The organism is Kosakonia cowanii JCM 10956 = DSM 18146 (genome assembly GCF_001975225.1).
Classification (GTDB): domain Bacteria; phylum Pseudomonadota; class Gammaproteobacteria; order Enterobacterales; family Enterobacteriaceae; genus Kosakonia; species Kosakonia cowanii.
In genome coordinates this window covers 992,604-1,007,045 of the sequence record NZ_CP019445.1, presented here as the reverse complement: position 1 = coordinate 1,007,045, position 14,442 = coordinate 992,604, and the positions used below count along the sequence as shown (strand labels likewise).

Genomic DNA, 14,442 nt, shown 5'->3' with positions numbered 1-14,442 from the left:
CGTCACTAATTTCAGTTTTTCAATGAATTGTCCTGGATGGGTGCTGTATTAAAATAACGGCATTCCATCAGGTCATTCGCCAGTCGCGTGATTGCTGATTTAATTTTTACTACAGAGTTATCCATCAAATGCCGAAGAAAAAACATGCAGCGCAAGGCGGGAAAAAAAGTCCGCTATTAATTTTACTCATCCTGTTAGTTATCCTGGGTGTCTGCGCAATTGGCGCGTATGCCTATGTGGAAATCAGTAAATTAAAAAATCAGGTCACCCATATTAATAGTGGCAAGCCGCCCGCAGCACCGGTAGTGGAAGCGACGCCGGTTTATATGGATCTCGACACCTTTACCGTCAGCCTGAAACCCGATGCCCATGACAGCGATCGTATTCTTTATATCGGTCTGACCTTCAAGGTTGCGAGTGCTGAAGCGAAAGTCGCGCTGGAAAAACATCTGCCGGAAATTCGTAGCCATTTACTGGTGCTCTTTTCTCAACAAACTGCGGCTGAATTAACCGGCGATCAGGCAAAAGCTTTACTCGCGGCGAAAACCAAAGATGCGGTTAATGCCTCACTCCCAGGCCAGCATAAACCGATGGTAACAAACGTCCTGTTTAATGCATTTATCTTACGGTAATCATAATGTCGGACAGTATTTTATCCCAGGATGAGATCGACAATCTTCTGAATGGCGGTCCCAGCAGCAGTCAAAATAGTGCGCCGGCCACCCCCGCATCGCCAGAAGATAATATTAAGCCTTACGATCCGAATACGCAGCGTCGTGTTGTCCGTGAACGTTTATATTCGTTAGAGATTATCAACGAACGTTTTGCGCGCCAGTTTCGCATCGGCTTATTTAATATTTTGCGTCGTAGCCCGGATGTCACCGCAGGAAACATTAAGATTCAGCCGTACCATGAGTTTGCGCGTAATCTGCCGGTGATGACCAGCCTGAACCTGATGAACATGAACCCGCTACGCGGCACGGCGCTCTTCGTCTTCTCGCCGAATCTGGTCTTTACGGCGGTGGATAACCTGTTTGGCGGTGACGGTCGCTTCCCGACCAAGGCGGACGGACGCGAATTTACCCCAACGGAACAGCGCATTATTCAGCGCATGTTAGCGATGGCGCGCGAGGCCTATGACTATGCCTGGACCTCAATTTTCAAAATTAAAACCGAGTTTGTGCGTTCTGAATTACAGGTGAAATTTACCAATATCACCTCATCACCGAACGATATTGTGGTGACGACGCCTTTTCAGGTGGATATCGGCTCGCACAGCGGTGAGTTACAGATCTGTATTCCGTTTAGCATTATTGAGCCGATTCGCGAATTGTTGACCAATCCGCCGCTGGAAAATTCGCAGCATGAAAATAATCAGTGGCGCAGTTCGTTAGCATCACAAATGCGTGATACCGAACTGGAGTTGGTGGTGAAATTTGCTGAGATCTCCACCCGTCTCTCAAGAATTATGAAGCTGAAACCGGATGACATTATTCCGCTGGATAAGCCCGAGCAGCTTGGCGGGTTTGTTAATGATGTACCGGTAATGACCGGTAAATACGGCAGCGCAAATAATCAATACGCCATCCAGGTTGATGCGTTACAGAATTCAACATTGTTAGGTTTCAAGAAGGAGTAATTGTCGTATGAGCGATATGGAACATGATTCAGGCTCAAATAAGTCTTCGCTCGGCGACATCTGGGGCGACGCAATGAGTGAACAGTTTTCCAGTGAAAACAGTGCCGAGGTGCTTTCCCAGGCGGAAGATGTAATGGTTAATTTATCTGAAGATTTAAATCTGGTGCTCGATATCCCGGTGAAAATGACCGTGGAATTAGGCCGCACCAAAATGACGATCAAAGAGTTATTGCGATTAAGCCCAGGCTCCATTGTTTCTCTGGATGGCCTCGCGGGCGAGCCGCTTGATATTTTGATCAATGGTTATTTAATTGCGCAGGGCGAGGTCGTGGTGGTTTCCGATAAATTCGGCATCCGTATTACCGACATTATTACCCCGTCTGAGCGCATGCATCGTTTGAGCAGATAATGAATACGCCGTCGCTTAATGCTGTTCAGCCCGTCTCCGCAGCGCCAGCAATGGCGCCTGTTGGCACCGGCAATATTATCGGCGCACTGGCGCTGGTGATCCTGTTAATGGCGGCTATCGCCTGGATCGCCCGCCGCAGTGGCGTCGCTACGCGAATGGTAAAGGGACATAACATTCTTTGTGTGAAACACACCCAGTCAATCGGTGCGCGCGAGCGCCTGGTGGTGGTCGAAGTGGACGACAAATGGCTGCTGCTGGGCGTGACGCAGGACAATATCACTAACCTGATGACCATGGAGAAACGGGCAGACGTTGAAGACGTTAAAGCAGCGTCGTTCCTGCCGACTTTCCAGAGCGCGTTAGTGAACTGCATTGCCCGGCGCAAAGGTGAGAGCAAATAAGATGAAACGTAACGCACGCCTGCTGATGCCCCTCTGCGGCCTTGGCCTGGCGCTCGCCGGATGGCTGCTCCCGGCCCAGATGGCGTTGGCGGCCAACAATGACATTCTGCTCTCGCACTCCGCAAACGGCGAAAGCTGGTCGCTGCCGGTGCAGACCCTGGTGCTGCTGACATCGCTCACCTTTTTGCCCGCCATCCTGCTGATGATGACCGGCTTTACCCGCATTGTGATTGTGCTGGGGCTGCTGCGCAGCGCGCTCGGTACGGCAAGCACGCCGCCCAACCAGGTGCTGCTCGGGCTGGCGCTCTTTTTGACCTTCTTCGTGATGTCGCCGGTGCTGAACCGGGTCTATGACGACGCCTGGGTGCCGCTGTCGCAGGACAAGATCTCTATGGAAGTCGCCATAGAGAAGGGGTCGCAGCCGCTGCGCGCCTTCATGCTGAAGCAGACCCGTGAAGGCGATCTGGCGCTCTTCTCCCGCATCGCCAACGCTGGAGACTTTGCTAACGCCGACGCGGTGCCGATGAGCATCCTGGTGCCTGCGTTTGTCACCAGCGAGCTAAAAACCGGCTTCCAGATTGGCTTCACGCTGTTTATCCCGTTTCTCATCATTGACCTGGTGGTCGCCAGCATTCTGATGGCGCTGGGGATGATGATGGTGCCGCCGGCGACGATTTCGCTGCCCTTTAAGCTGATGCTGTTTGTGCTGGTCGATGGCTGGCAGCTGATTATTGGTTCCCTCGCGCAGAGCTTCTTTTAGCAAGAGAGTAAAAAATGACACCTGAAAGTGTAATGTCGCTGGGGTTCCAGGCCACCAAAGTGGGGCTGATGATTGCCACCCCGCTGCTGTTAGCCGCACTGGCAGCTGGCCTGCTGGTCAGCATTCTGCAGGCTTCAACGCAGATCAACGAAATGACCCTGTCGTTTATTCCCAAGATCCTGACGCTGGTGGTGGTGCTTATCGCCTGCGGCCCGTGGATGTTAACCACGCTGGTTGACTACATGCGCGGGCTCTTTACCAGCTTGCCGTACCTTATTCGCTAACTATGTTTACGCTCTCGCTGGTTCACCTCTATGACAACGTAAACCAGTACTTCTGGCCCTGCCTGCGCATGCTGGCGCTGTTTGGCGCCGCGCCGATTTTCAGCGAGAAGCCGCTCAGCGCCCGTTTTAAAGTAGCGCTGGCGCTGTTAACCGCTTTTCTTATTGCGCCGCAACTGCCCGCCAGCAACATTGCCATCGCCTCGCTGGATGGCTTCTGGGCCTGCTGCCAGCAGCTGATTATCGGCATCGCCATTGGCCTTTCCGTGCAGCTGATTTTTGTCGCCGTGCGCCACGCGGGCGAGATTATCGGTATGCAGATGGGGCTCTCCTTTGCCATGGTTTACGATCCTGCCGGCGGCCCGAGTATGCCGGTGGTCGCGCGCCTGTTAAACCTCTTTGTCACGCTGCTGTTTCTCACCTTTGACGGCCATCTCTATATGCTGGAAGTGCTGGCCAGCAGTTTCACCGCGTTTCCGATCAACGCCGCACCGCTGGGTGCAAACGGCTTTATGGCGATGGTCAGCGCCGGGGAGATGATCTTCCGTTACGGCATGATGCTCGGCCTGCCGGTTATCACACTGCTGCTGTGCCTCAACCTGACCATGGGGCTGCTCAACCGCCTCTCGCCGCAGCTCTCCATCTTCGTCATTGGTTTTCCGATTTCGTTAACCGTCGGCATGGTCGCCATGTCGCTGGTGATGTTCACGCTGGCTCCCTTCTTCGAAAATATGATGGGCGGCATTTTTGACCGCCTGTTCGTGATCCTTACGGGGTTCAGATAGCCATGAAGGGATGCTGCTATTTACCGTGCTGTTATTCACTTTTCGTCACCGGAGGTGACGTTTGCCAGGGAAGGGGTTATGAGCCTGAAATCCTCCGTCAGTAACGCTAATGTTTTGATTTACAGCGAAGATCACTTTTCGGCGATGGGGCTGATCACGCTGATAAAGCTCTATCGCCCCAATTTACGCGTCAGCTATATCAGCAGCCTTGAGGAGGCGAGCCGGGCGACGGGGAGTAAGCTGCGTATTCTGGTGGCGGTGGCCACTCAGGCCACTAATCTGATGTCGTTGATGCAGACCACCCACTATTTGCGTGAGCTGAAAGAGGGGTTGCCCTGCCTGCTGCTGTGCGAGGATTTCGATCCCGTGCTGCCCGCGCTGCTGCCGGATATGCTGCGGCTCAGCCTCAACGCGCCGATCCGCACGGTATTTGAGTCGATTACCGGCCTAATGTCGAAAAAGCGCGCGAAACCGCAGGAACTTTCGGTGCTGCCGCTGCTGACTCACCGCCAGCGCGAAGTGTTATGCCTGCTGGCGTCCGGCTCCAGCGCGCAGGAGGTCTCCTCTACGCTCGGCATCAGCCTGAAAACCGCCTACGTTCACCGGCGCGATATTCTCACGCGTCTTAATATCGGCCCGAGCTACTACCGCGGCGTCTTTACCGGCCGCCTGGCGTAATCTCGTCGGTTCAGAAACAGGAAAGCCCGGCGGGCCGCACTATAGCTGACCCGTCGGGGCTTTCATTGATAACCCGCTGTAACGCCTGTTATTGCAGGGTTGTCATGGTGCCGGCAGCGAAATCGAGCTGCGGGCTTCTTTTCATCGCCCGTGAAGGCGGTACACAAAGACTACAGGTAAAACCGTTAAACATATGCTCTGGCGTGCTGACAAAATTGCCGCCGCAGCAGTCGCACTGGGTCTGCTTCAGCATGCCGCCCTCCATAAAACGCAGTAGCGTCCATGCGCGGGTCAGCCCCAGTACCGGCTCCTCGTCCGCCTGCGCCAGACCGTGTTCCAGATAGATACGGTAGGCTTTAATCATCAGCTCTACAGAGCGACCCTTTTCCGCTCTCTGCAAATAGCGGTAAATATTGTAGAAAATTGACGAGTGAATATTCTGCTCCCACGACATATACCAGTCAGCGGAGAACGGCAGCATACCTTTCGGCGGCGAATCGCCTTTCAACTCTTTATAGAGTTTTAACAGACGACGGCGGCTTAAATTAGTTTCACTCTCCAGAACCTGCATCCTCGCACCGAAATTAATTAACTCCATCGCGATTTGCGCGTCTTTAATTTCAGACATGATGCTTTTTTCGTGCAGCATTATCTCGCTCATTACGCTGCCTCGTCGCCGTTATTATCAACCGTGTTGAGCAGGTTGCTCGACAGAATAATCCCGGTGTGCAGACGTTGCAGTGCATCGATACGGGACTCTTTAGTCAGGCAGTTAATCACTACATCATCATCGATACGCAGGCGGCTGATCAGCTGCCCGGTAGAGGCGAGTTTAATCAGTTGCGGCAGCGATAAGTGGCTTAGCGTCTCCAGCGTGGCATCGTTCAGGCCAAGGCGGAAACCGGCGGCAATCTTATCTTCACGGATCAAACGCTGAGCCAGTAATAAATAGGAGAGGTTCAGATCCTGAATAGACTGCATTTGTTCTTCAAAATTGTGTTCGTTCATAAGTTGCTCCCGTAACACCACACCGGATGCGGAATTACTATTATTTAACAATAAATATGCGAGCAACCACTTTATTTCGATAAGAATAAACTAACTAATAAATGAAACTTGACACTCTTATTGTGCAGGCGATGTTTTTTATTCCTGCATCTGTTTGTCTTTACGTTGTTCCCTAAGACGGAAATAAGATTACACATTTGACTTAATTCAAACAATCGCCTAAATGCGGAAAAAAGCGGATCATTGCAGTTCCGCTTTTATTGTTTCTGATTGATGCCTTTATTTTCAATATGTTGCCTTAACATTGCCTGTGCGTTTACTTTAATTACATAATCGAAGCCGTTGAAATGAAAAAGATTCTATTTTCCAGAAAGTTGTTATCTTATTGAATTATCTGAACTACAGAAAATATATTATGTAACGGCACCGTCATTCACGAAGAGTGAAAAAGTATGGTGGTAACGCATTAAATAAACACCTTTGTTGTGGTTTTTACCGTGGCGAACAACGTTTTTCCCGGTAAAGCGAGGATACTCCCGCACCCGGCGTTAATGGTAATTTCACCTTTGTTAACCAGGAGCTTCAGCGATGCGTGCAGTGATAGCGTTAGCCATGATGTTGTCAGGCGCTTTGCCCGCCTTAGCGGATACCACCCCTGCGCCGGAAAACCAACAGATTGCGGGCCTGAGCCGCACGCCGCTGATGCTGCCGGTGACGCTTGCAAACGACAAGCCTGCGCTGCTGGAGGCGTTTGTTACCCGCCCGGCGAACAACGACCCTGCGCCAGTTGCACTTATTACCAACGGCACGGCGGACACTGCCGACTTTGACCGCTTTGTGATGAACCCCAACCGTTATGCTTCGACGGCGATAGCGTTTGCCCGCCACGGCTATGCGGCGGTGGTGCTGCTGCGCCAGGGGTATGGGCAGTCGAGCGGGGCGGCGGAGTATGCGGGCGGATCGTGCGCGCAGCCGCATCATCAACTGGCAGGTGAGCGCGATCGCGACACTTTGCTGGCGGCGCTGAAGGCGATCCGTCAGCAGCCGTGGGCGTCGCCGAAGCAGGCGGTGCTGGTGGGGATGTCCTCCGGCGGTTTCGCCATGCTGGCGACCGGCGCGGCCAACCCGCCCGGCGTGCAGGCGGTGATTAACTTCGACGGCGGGCGCGGAGCGCTGGATGGCAAATCCTTCTGCGACCAGCCCGGTTTGCTGAAGGCGCTTACTGATTACGGTAAGAGAACCACGATTCCGTCGCTGTGGCTCTACGCCGCCAACGACCGCGCCTTTCCCCCGGCGGCGGCGAAAGCGATGTTCAGCGCTTATCAGCAAAGCGGTGCGCCCGCGACGTTCGTCGCGATGCCAGCATTTGGGGAGAATGGCCATACCTTTATGGACTCCGCCCCTGAGGCGTTCTGGTGGAAGCAGGTTGCAAACTTCTTACAGCAGCAGGCGCTGCCCTATCAACCTATTGCCGAACTGCCGCAGACGCAACTTCCTGTGCCGTCGGTACTGAATGACGCAGGACGTAAGGCGTTTCAGGAATATGCTGCATCACAACGTTATGAAAAGGCGTTCGCCATCGATGCGCAGGGAGACTGGGGTGTTGCTTACTGGGCGAGAACGCGCGACGAGGCGGCGGAAAGCTCGCTCGGCTACTGCGCAAAGCAGCAGGAAGCTGGCAAGGCGGGATGCCACCTCTACACTATTAATAATGAGGTTGTACCTGAACAGACCGTGCAACGTTAGTGAAAATCAGGAGGAACGATGAGACCACCGATGACCGATGACGAAATCACGTTACTGAAAGCGGACCTCGATAAGCTGGGGGAGAGCCAGCTGGTGGGGATTGAGGCCTATGAGGCGCTGCATCTGTTGGAGATCCGCAGGATGACGGCGAAGCTGGAGCACATTAAGCGGCTGCTGGGGAGCGAAGAGAACGAAGTGTAACGCCGGGCAGGTTCCCTGAAGTTTTGCGAGAAGGGTTCCAGTTTCGAACGTATTCGCAGCCGTAAAGCGGTTTTCCTTGCCGGGCGTCGTTAGACGCGCCGGTAAGGCTGACCCTCGCGTGCCGGGTAAGCTTCTCAGATGATGGCAACTGAAAGGCAAATGGCGGTGCGCGACACGGCTTCAAGTGTGACGCGGTTGGCAGGGCCAGCTAAATGTCGAACCCTAACGCTTTGACCATCTCACAGACTTTTTTTGCACCGTTGAAGTTTAAATGGTCGGCATCGTAAAAATCTTCAGGCGCGAATGTCTTAAGCTTATTAAGATCCGTTATAAAGATATTGTTGTCATCGGTAACGCTTTTCAAATATGCCAGCGTTTCATCTTTCAGGTTTTTTTCGTAATTTTCGATATAGAATTCAGTGAACGGCATTACGATAATATTAAGCGTTGCATTTTTTTCTTTTATTAACGTAGCCAGCGATGACATGACACGCTTATTGTTCTCAAAGCTGTGCTTTCGTTGATAATTTCTTGATAGCTCCGATACCCGATTGAGAATTTCTGAGGAGGAGTATGTGAAATCCGTGCGGGAACTTCTGCCATTGATGAAATCCAGGGATTTTTTTACTGCCGACTCATCCTGCAGCAATCTGTCCAGCGTGGCTAACTCTTCATCATTGGAGAATTGCGGATAAATATGGTTTTTATAGGTTTGCTGAACAAGCAGATCCAGAGGGCCTAATATGTGCTGCGTGACGGGTGTCTGATTTAACGCTTCGTTTTTGTTTCTGTAATTGTATTCGATATCCTGGCTTTTGCAGAAATAGCGCGCCACAGGGAACATCGGCGACGCCCCCATCGATAGCTCATAAAAAGCGTCATACAGCCCCACGCAGAGGATGAAGTTTCTAATGCTGGTGGTGTCGGTTATGTGTTTTATCAGGCTGTATGTCCACGTAAAATCCCCAGAGAACATGGAAAGATTGACTGCTTTATCTAATAAAGCATCCGGGAACCCCTGGTATGCGTAGGATGATCCTATTATTACGCTCTTTACTTCAGCCTCGCCGTTAAGTTTCTGATAACGCGCGTTGAGAAGAGGGATAAATCCAACATCCATATCCAGATGCGTGCTTTTCTTTTCGGGCAGCAGTAACGTGGTAAGCGCCTCGGGGAGCTTGATATTGTTATTTTTAATAAAGTTGAAGCCTATATGATCCGTGATAACCACTGGAATGAGTGAGTCGTCCTCCGGGTTTATTTTTATGCTTGCCGGATCAGTATCTGCATCAATTTCAAAAAGCGTAATTTTTCCCATATTGGGTGGAAGGAACAGTACATTAAGCCGATAGGTGTCCCAGCTTTTTCCTACAAAATATACATGACAGGATTGCATTAAGAGGAAATTGACAAAGAAGTTGTCTAAGCTCGATATCAGATTATCAACGTCTTCAGGGGTAACGTTTTTTTCCGCACAATAAATAAGCGTGTTAATAAACGACGCTGTTATCTCATCATCATTTAGCAGGCTACTATTTTTGATAATTAACTCTTTTAATTCATCAACGACAGCATCACTATTAATCCAGCTGAGTTTTTGTGCCAGGACATGAACTTCTTTTAGGAAAATAACAGCGTTGCTCATTGTGTCACCTGATAGACGGTCAAAATAACGTAATTGTGATAAGCATACCTGTTTTTATTGGAACAGGAGTACAGAGAAGGCACTCCGACAGGTAAGCAATGCAAGGAAACCTGGATGCAGATCACAAAATGAACACTTCTTTACGATGAATTTGCTGAAGGCGATTTAGGCCATGCGGAAAATGAGCCTGGTTAGTTTTGGGGCTAAGAGGTCTTCAGGCGGTTTCTGTTCTTATCAACGGTGAGTCTCTCCTGAGTGCATTTTGATGTAGCGTAAAGAGTAAGTGTGCAGCCATTGCTCTGAAGTTTTGCGGGAAGGGTTCCAGTTTCGAAACGACGCGTTACTATAGAGCGGTTTTTTCCTTGCTGATTGTAGGGTTTTCTTTTTATTGTTTGGCAGCGCCTGCCACAGCAGGCGTCGGGATTGACCTCCTGAAAACCCTCATCGGCAACAGAGCTGTTCTGTTGTGCGTTCGGTTACATCTCAATGGTGGGCCGGGCGGGGGCGTCGCGAGACGCGCCGGTATCCGATGGGCCGGTAAGGTCAACCCCGTTCAGCCCGCCTCCCATGAGTTTGACCTCTCTGGTGGCGGAGATTATGACTGCCATTGGAGAATGTCTTATGACGAAAACCCTTACGAAAACCCAGCGTCACTGTATTGTCGGCTACCGCCCGAACCGCGGCGACACCAGCACACCCGCCCTGCAACTGAAAGGCAAATGGCTGCGCGAAGCAGGCTTTGAAACCGGCGTGCATGTCACGGTGCAGATATCGAAAGGCTGCATTGTACTTATTCCCGATAATGACACCGTGCATGAACTGCGTGTGCAGCTGGAACAGGCCAGGGCGGTGATTGATAACGTAAGGGAAGGGGTGAGGGGGTTTAGAGCTGGGGGTTATTTTGTTTAATGGTTTTGAAGGTTTAATTGACGGTAGCCTGGTGATTCGAACCATTCAAAAGGGGCGGTAAGCGCCCCTCAGTAGATTCTGATTTATACGCTAATTTTTGGTATGAGATTAATTGCGCAGGCTCTCATCATACACATCGATTTTGCTGTAATTAGGATCTTTGCGGTAATAGACAATCGGCACTTCTTTACCCACATGATATTCATTCAGGTCGAGGGTGTTGATATTTAATATCTGCTGCTCTTTGGTATAGGTTTTATTGTCCGCGACGAAGTTGTAAGTCATGACGATATCAAGGCGACCTTTTTCATTTGGCGTTTTCGGGAAGTAAGTGACAATTTTCGCCTTGGCATAGACCGGATCTTTTTTGATTATCCTGTGCAGGAAATAACCTTTAAATATAAATAAAATAATAAAGCCGAGTATAACGCAAGGCCCTATCATTGCGATGATTCCAGAGTACTTGGACATTGAAAACCTCATGTAATGATATTTAGCATAGCGGTCTTTAAAGACAGCGTGTTAAAAGCGATTGAATTGCCAAGCATTTCAAAACGCGCACCACCACCGCCTCTTGTTTTGAATTGAACCGGATTGGTTTCATATTTGACTCCCCTGGAGGCTATCTCAGTTAAACCAAAAGAGGTCTCATTCAATTTCAATGCCAGAGCAATGGCTTTGAATTCATACCAGTCAGGGGATTGTATATCAACCTTGGTGCCACCTTTAATTGTTATGGTGCCTGGCGTTGAAATAGTAATGTCACCGTTAGTTATTTTCTGTTCCCAGTTTCCTGTGATCGTTGTATTTACACCACCGGTAATCGTATTTTTTTGTCCACCACTGTGAACAAGTAGTTCATCACCATTTTGAATTTCAACACCGCGCCCACCCGTGGAGATCTTGACCCACATACTGCCATCTTCGAGGGTGAGGTATTGCCAACCATTCTTTATTTTCGTATCAACCGAGCCATCAATTGTTGTTGTAACATTTCCTTTAATATCAGAAATATCACCACTATCGGTGATTGTCAGTTTACGTCCCTTCGAGATGGTTGTTGTTGTGCCCTGATTAAACGTCGCCGTTTCTTCCTTATCAACAGTCGTCGTCCGTTTCGCCTGGTAATAGAAAGAGGCATCTCCGACGACCTCGTCATTTTGGGTTTTGCCTATTTTAGTTGTACGATGACCATCGATATTTACTGACTTATCATTTTCAACGGAAATATTCATATTTCGTTCTGAATGCAGGTCTACCGTCTCACCCCCAATCCGATCTTCAAAGAACAGATAACTGGCATTGTCTTTATTCCCATCTTTGCTACGTGTCATAAAGCCCATACGGGTGGCATCGCCTGGCAACTCCCAGGGCGGCATACTGGCTTCATTGTAAACACGGCCTGTTACGATGGGACGATCCGGGTCTCCGTTAATAAAATCGATGACCACCTCATCATTAACACGAGGAATTTGTACCCCACCAAACCCTTGCCCTGCCCAGGCACTTGAAACCCGTACCCAGCAAGAGCAGGTATCATCACCTTTACCTTGACGATCCCAATGGAATTTAACTTTTACCCGGCCATACCTGTCAGTCCAAATACTTTCACCTTGCGGGCCAACGACTTTCGCTGTTTGCGGTCCATATGTTCTCGGCCAGGATGTGGCTTGAGCAGGTCGGAATACCACCGTTGATGGAATGACGGAGAAATCGATTTGGTGATGCGTATTATTGTCCGCGCCACTGGCATAGCGGTTTTCCTCAAACTGATAATGGGCTTCGGTTGTGAGATATTCACCGTTATCACTAAAGAAGGGGGCATTGCTTAATACAAAAGTCGTGCCTGGCGCAATGCCGAGCGCCGTCGCAGTTCCATTAATACGATGATGTTCTACTTGCCATCTCTGCTGGCGGATCCGCGCATACGTTTCGCCGTGTCCATGCTCAACAAATCTCCCCGGCCAGTCATAAACATCTATTTTTCCGGGTTGCGGAGAGGAGGGATTCTGGCGAGCCTGATGCAGCCATGCATTTGGTTTACGGAAGTCATAGTCGTCCAGGCTGTAAAGGCCCGGCGTCACGAAGTCTGCGATAGCCCACTGAGCGATGCCTTCGGTCGTCGTGCTACCACCGGACGGAGTATGTTGGTAAGGGATTATTTCGTAACCTTTCGCAGGCTGATATTGTTCGGCGGAATCAACCAGCACAAGGGTATGCTTGTCCTTATCATGCCGGAAGTAGTATGCAATCCCCTCCAGTTCCATTAAGCGACTGATGAAGTCAAAGCTACTTTCCTGATACTGGACGCTGTAATCCCAGACCCGATGGTTTTCAATCAATGCATCTTCAACATTGACCTGATATTCAGCAAGCAGGGTTTTAACAATTTGCGGTACCGTTTGTTCCTGGAAAATACGCATATTACGATCGCGTTGCATCGGCCATAGATCAGACTCAACGGTGAGCGTATAGGCTGCATAACGGCTTCCAGATAATTCAACCGCGCTTACCGCAACGCCGGTAACTTTTCCATTAAAGTATCTTGGGCTTAAGGCGTTTTGCGTTGGGATTGTTACAGTGAGTGGCTGCCCTAGTAACGCGCTGCGATCGATCCGTGCATCTGTACCAAGCAGCACGACATTGAGTGAGAATGGTTGCGAAATGGCCTCATGGCCTGACATTTTCCAGAAAAGAAGCCCATCTATGGGCGTTTGAATTGTTATACGGTTTGGCATGAAAGAACTACTGGATGGGAGGGCCCTTCCTGGTATCTCCTGATAGGCATAATGGCGCTTATTAAACTGCAACAGGAAGCTGCTTTACTACACACTTTGTAAAAATTTTACCAAGGCTTTACAGAATAGGATTAATCCTGGGTTAGGGCGCTTTGGTTCCCTGTTGAGCATGCTGCATGTAACGCAAGCATTAATAAACAATATTTGACCGTTAGGGGGAAATGTCTATGGGAAACAAAAAAGCCCGCAGGGCTTGCGCCGTGCGGGCTCTTAGGACTTCATCGGATGACTCTGGTAATCACCGATGGAGAATTTTGGTGGAGCTGGCGGGAGTTGAACCCGCGTCCGAAATTCCTACATCCTCGGTACTACATGCTTAGTCCGTCTTTACATTCGCCGGCCAGCTGCGGAAGGACACGCCACTGACAGACTAGCCTGATTAGTTTTAGCACTTCAACCCCAGGCAGGGCATCCGCGCGATCTCTTTTGGGTTTGACCTCTCTTGATCCCCGTCCTAAGAGCGGAGGCTAGGGAGAGAGGGCTCTAAGCAGGTTATTAAGCTGCTAAAGCGTAGTTTTCGTCGTTTGCGACTATTTTTTTGCGGCTTTTTACGAGGCCAACCGCCCCTCGGCATGCACCTTGGGTTTCGCGAATCCCGTCGAATCCAGAATCAGCCCCAAAAGTGTGAAAAGGAGTATAGCAAACTTTCACCGTGACATGCCAGTCCATATCCGCAACGTTTTTACTTTCAACCATCTGCCTGTTTTCTAACCAACTGCTTAAGCAGGATAGTTATATAGAAAAGCAATTATTTCAGGCGTAAATAAATATGAAGAGAGACTAAGGGTAATATTAATTAGCGTTCTCTAATATATTATACATTGTAAATTTCTTTACATTTCTCGCGTCATTAATTCAACTTCTATTAATCAATTTATGCGCGAAATTAAGCGGCACTTAATTTGAGATATATCCCTTAAAATATATTCTGTATCGAAGGTAATTGTTATCAATTTGTGATTTAAAACGTTGCCTAAATAGAGAAGCTTGTTTATATCTTTCTTAATGTAAAAATTTATTAAATGATGATGGATTAACATAATAAATGAAAAACAACGACTTAGGTATTTTTCATCTCGTATGTCCCACATCCGCTTCCTGTCAATCCTGGTGAATTGGTAAACCGTAATCCTGCGCAAAAACAGATGCTCGCAGGCGCTCTAATATTGCTTTCGCTTCCGA

The 14,442-nt window shown here is 49.6% G+C and carries 16 protein-coding genes and 1 other RNA gene; 11 read left to right on the top strand and 6 right to left on the bottom strand.

The annotated features are described in order from the left end of the window. Positions 1–236 precede the first annotated feature (236 nt). The 8 genes from BWI95_RS04675 (at position 237) to BWI95_RS04640 (ending at position 4,953) form a co-directional block, all read left to right on the top strand. Entirely contained in the window at positions 237–632 is a 396-nt protein-coding gene (locus BWI95_RS04675; protein WP_232374413.1) for a flagellar basal body-associated FliL family protein, read from the top strand. A 5-nt stretch (positions 633–637) separates the two neighbouring features. Beyond that, on the top strand, positions 638–1,639 hold the full coding sequence (gene fliM / locus BWI95_RS04670; protein ID WP_054804457.1) for a flagellar motor switch protein FliM: 1,002 nt from the start codon (positions 638–640) through the stop codon (positions 1,637–1,639). Between the two features lie 7 nt (positions 1,640–1,646). Beyond that, positions 1,647–2,048 (top strand): flagellar motor switch protein FliN, encoded by a 402-nt coding sequence (fliN, locus tag BWI95_RS04665; RefSeq protein WP_042712440.1) that lies wholly within the window; start codon positions 1,647–1,649, stop codon positions 2,046–2,048. Further along, positions 2,048–2,449 (top strand): flagellar biosynthetic protein FliO, encoded by a 402-nt coding sequence (fliO, locus tag BWI95_RS04660; RefSeq protein ID WP_042712439.1) that lies wholly within the window; start codon positions 2,048–2,050, stop codon positions 2,447–2,449. The genes fliN and fliO overlap by 1 nt, the downstream gene beginning before the upstream one ends. Before the next feature lies 1 nt (position 2,450). Beyond that, positions 2,451–3,209, top strand: a complete 759-nt coding sequence (fliP, locus tag BWI95_RS04655; protein WP_083699326.1) for a flagellar type III secretion system pore protein FliP — start codon at positions 2,451–2,453, stop codon at positions 3,207–3,209. A 14-nt stretch (positions 3,210–3,223) separates the two neighbouring features. After that, positions 3,224–3,493: a flagellar biosynthesis protein FliQ gene (gene fliQ / locus BWI95_RS04650; protein WP_042712437.1), complete on the top strand. Its 270-nt coding sequence runs from the start codon at positions 3,224–3,226 to the stop codon at positions 3,491–3,493. 2 nt (positions 3,494–3,495) lie between these two features. Beyond that, complete coding sequence (fliR, locus tag BWI95_RS04645; protein WP_054804456.1) at positions 3,496–4,275, top strand: flagellar biosynthetic protein FliR; 780 nt, start codon at positions 3,496–3,498, stop codon at positions 4,273–4,275. Positions 4,276–4,353: 78 nt separating this feature from the next. Beyond that, positions 4,354–4,953 carry a helix-turn-helix transcriptional regulator gene (locus tag BWI95_RS04640; RefSeq protein ID WP_042712434.1) on the top strand — a complete coding sequence of 200 codons (600 nt, stop codon included), beginning with the start codon at positions 4,354–4,356 and terminating at the stop codon, positions 4,951–4,953. 88 nt (positions 4,954–5,041) lie between these two features. On the opposite strand, the gene flhC is transcribed toward BWI95_RS04640, so the two are convergent. Then, positions 5,042–5,602, bottom strand: coding sequence for a flagellar transcriptional regulator FlhC (gene flhC / locus BWI95_RS04635; protein WP_042712517.1), 561 nt, complete (start codon positions 5,600–5,602; stop codon positions 5,042–5,044). Between the two features lie 11 nt (positions 5,603–5,613). Beyond that, on the bottom strand, positions 5,614–5,961 hold the full coding sequence (flhD, locus tag BWI95_RS04630; RefSeq protein ID WP_042712433.1) for a flagellar transcriptional regulator FlhD: 348 nt from the start codon (positions 5,959–5,961) through the stop codon (positions 5,614–5,616). 588 nt (positions 5,962–6,549) lie between these two features. Between flhD and BWI95_RS04625 the strand changes: the two genes are divergently transcribed. Further along, positions 6,550–7,707, top strand: a complete 1,158-nt coding sequence (locus BWI95_RS04625; RefSeq protein WP_076769080.1) for a dienelactone hydrolase family protein — start codon at positions 6,550–6,552, stop codon at positions 7,705–7,707. A gap of 18 nt (positions 7,708–7,725) precedes the next feature. Next, positions 7,726–7,908 carry a hypothetical protein gene (locus BWI95_RS04620; RefSeq protein ID WP_042712430.1) on the top strand — a complete coding sequence of 61 codons (183 nt, stop codon included), beginning with the start codon at positions 7,726–7,728 and terminating at the stop codon, positions 7,906–7,908. A 208-nt stretch (positions 7,909–8,116) separates the two neighbouring features. On the opposite strand, the gene BWI95_RS04615 is transcribed toward BWI95_RS04620, so the two are convergent. Next, positions 8,117–9,553, bottom strand: coding sequence for a hypothetical protein (locus BWI95_RS04615; protein ID WP_076769079.1), 1,437 nt, complete (start codon positions 9,551–9,553; stop codon positions 8,117–8,119). A 621-nt stretch (positions 9,554–10,174) separates the two neighbouring features. On the opposite strand from BWI95_RS04615, the gene BWI95_RS04610 reads away from it, so the two are divergent. Continuing rightward, complete coding sequence (locus BWI95_RS04610; RefSeq protein ID WP_208864605.1) at positions 10,175–10,462, top strand: SymE family type I addiction module toxin; 288 nt, start codon at positions 10,175–10,177, stop codon at positions 10,460–10,462. A gap of 108 nt (positions 10,463–10,570) precedes the next feature. Here the strand turns inward: BWI95_RS04610 and BWI95_RS04605 are convergent, their stop codons facing one another. The 3 genes from BWI95_RS04605 to ssrA form a co-directional block, all read right to left on the bottom strand. Then, positions 10,571–10,933: a hypothetical protein gene (locus BWI95_RS04605; RefSeq protein WP_076769078.1), complete on the bottom strand. Its 363-nt coding sequence runs from the start codon at positions 10,931–10,933 to the stop codon at positions 10,571–10,573. A gap of 8 nt (positions 10,934–10,941) precedes the next feature. Next, a complete protein-coding gene (locus BWI95_RS04600) occupies positions 10,942–13,200 on the bottom strand; it encodes a type VI secretion system Vgr family protein (RefSeq protein WP_076769077.1) in 2,259 nt (752 codons plus the stop codon). Between the two features lie 315 nt (positions 13,201–13,515). Continuing rightward, positions 13,516–13,878, bottom strand: a transfer-messenger RNA (tmRNA) gene (gene ssrA / locus BWI95_RS04595). Positions 13,879–14,442 lie beyond the last annotated feature (564 nt).

Bases quoted from the DNA above. Each gene is read 5' to 3' on its own strand.
- BWI95_RS04615 (WP_076769079.1), bottom strand. From the start codon at position 9,553: ATGAGCAACGCTGTTATTTTCCTAAAAGAAGTTCATGTCCTGGCACAA.
- fliN (WP_042712440.1), top strand. From the start codon at position 1,647: ATGAGCGATATGGAACATGATTCAGGCTCAAATAAGTCTTCGCTCGGC.
- BWI95_RS04610 (WP_208864605.1), top strand. From the start codon at position 10,175: ATGACGAAAACCCTTACGAAAACCCAGCGTCACTGTATTGTCGGCTAC.
- BWI95_RS04605 (WP_076769078.1), bottom strand. From the start codon at position 10,933: ATGTCCAAGTACTCTGGAATCATCGCAATGATAGGGCCTTGCGTTATA.
- BWI95_RS04625 (WP_076769080.1), top strand. From the start codon at position 6,550: ATGCGTGCAGTGATAGCGTTAGCCATGATGTTGTCAGGCGCTTTGCCC.
- flhD (WP_042712433.1), bottom strand. From the start codon at position 5,961: ATGAACGAACACAATTTTGAAGAACAAATGCAGTCTATTCAGGATCTG.
- fliO (WP_042712439.1), top strand. From the start codon at position 2,048: ATGAATACGCCGTCGCTTAATGCTGTTCAGCCCGTCTCCGCAGCGCCA.
- fliP (WP_083699326.1), top strand. From the start codon at position 2,451: ATGAAACGTAACGCACGCCTGCTGATGCCCCTCTGCGGCCTTGGCCTG.
- fliR (WP_054804456.1), top strand. From the start codon at position 3,496: ATGTTTACGCTCTCGCTGGTTCACCTCTATGACAACGTAAACCAGTAC.
- fliQ (WP_042712437.1), top strand. From the start codon at position 3,224: ATGACACCTGAAAGTGTAATGTCGCTGGGGTTCCAGGCCACCAAAGTG.
- BWI95_RS04600 (WP_076769077.1), bottom strand. From the start codon at position 13,200: ATGCCAAACCGTATAACAATTCAAACGCCCATAGATGGGCTTCTTTTC.
- fliM (WP_054804457.1), top strand. From the start codon at position 638: ATGTCGGACAGTATTTTATCCCAGGATGAGATCGACAATCTTCTGAAT.
- BWI95_RS04620 (WP_042712430.1), top strand. From the start codon at position 7,726: ATGAGACCACCGATGACCGATGACGAAATCACGTTACTGAAAGCGGAC.
- flhC (WP_042712517.1), bottom strand. From the start codon at position 5,602: ATGCTGCACGAAAAAAGCATCATGTCTGAAATTAAAGACGCGCAAATC.
- BWI95_RS04640 (WP_042712434.1), top strand. From the start codon at position 4,354: ATGAGCCTGAAATCCTCCGTCAGTAACGCTAATGTTTTGATTTACAGC.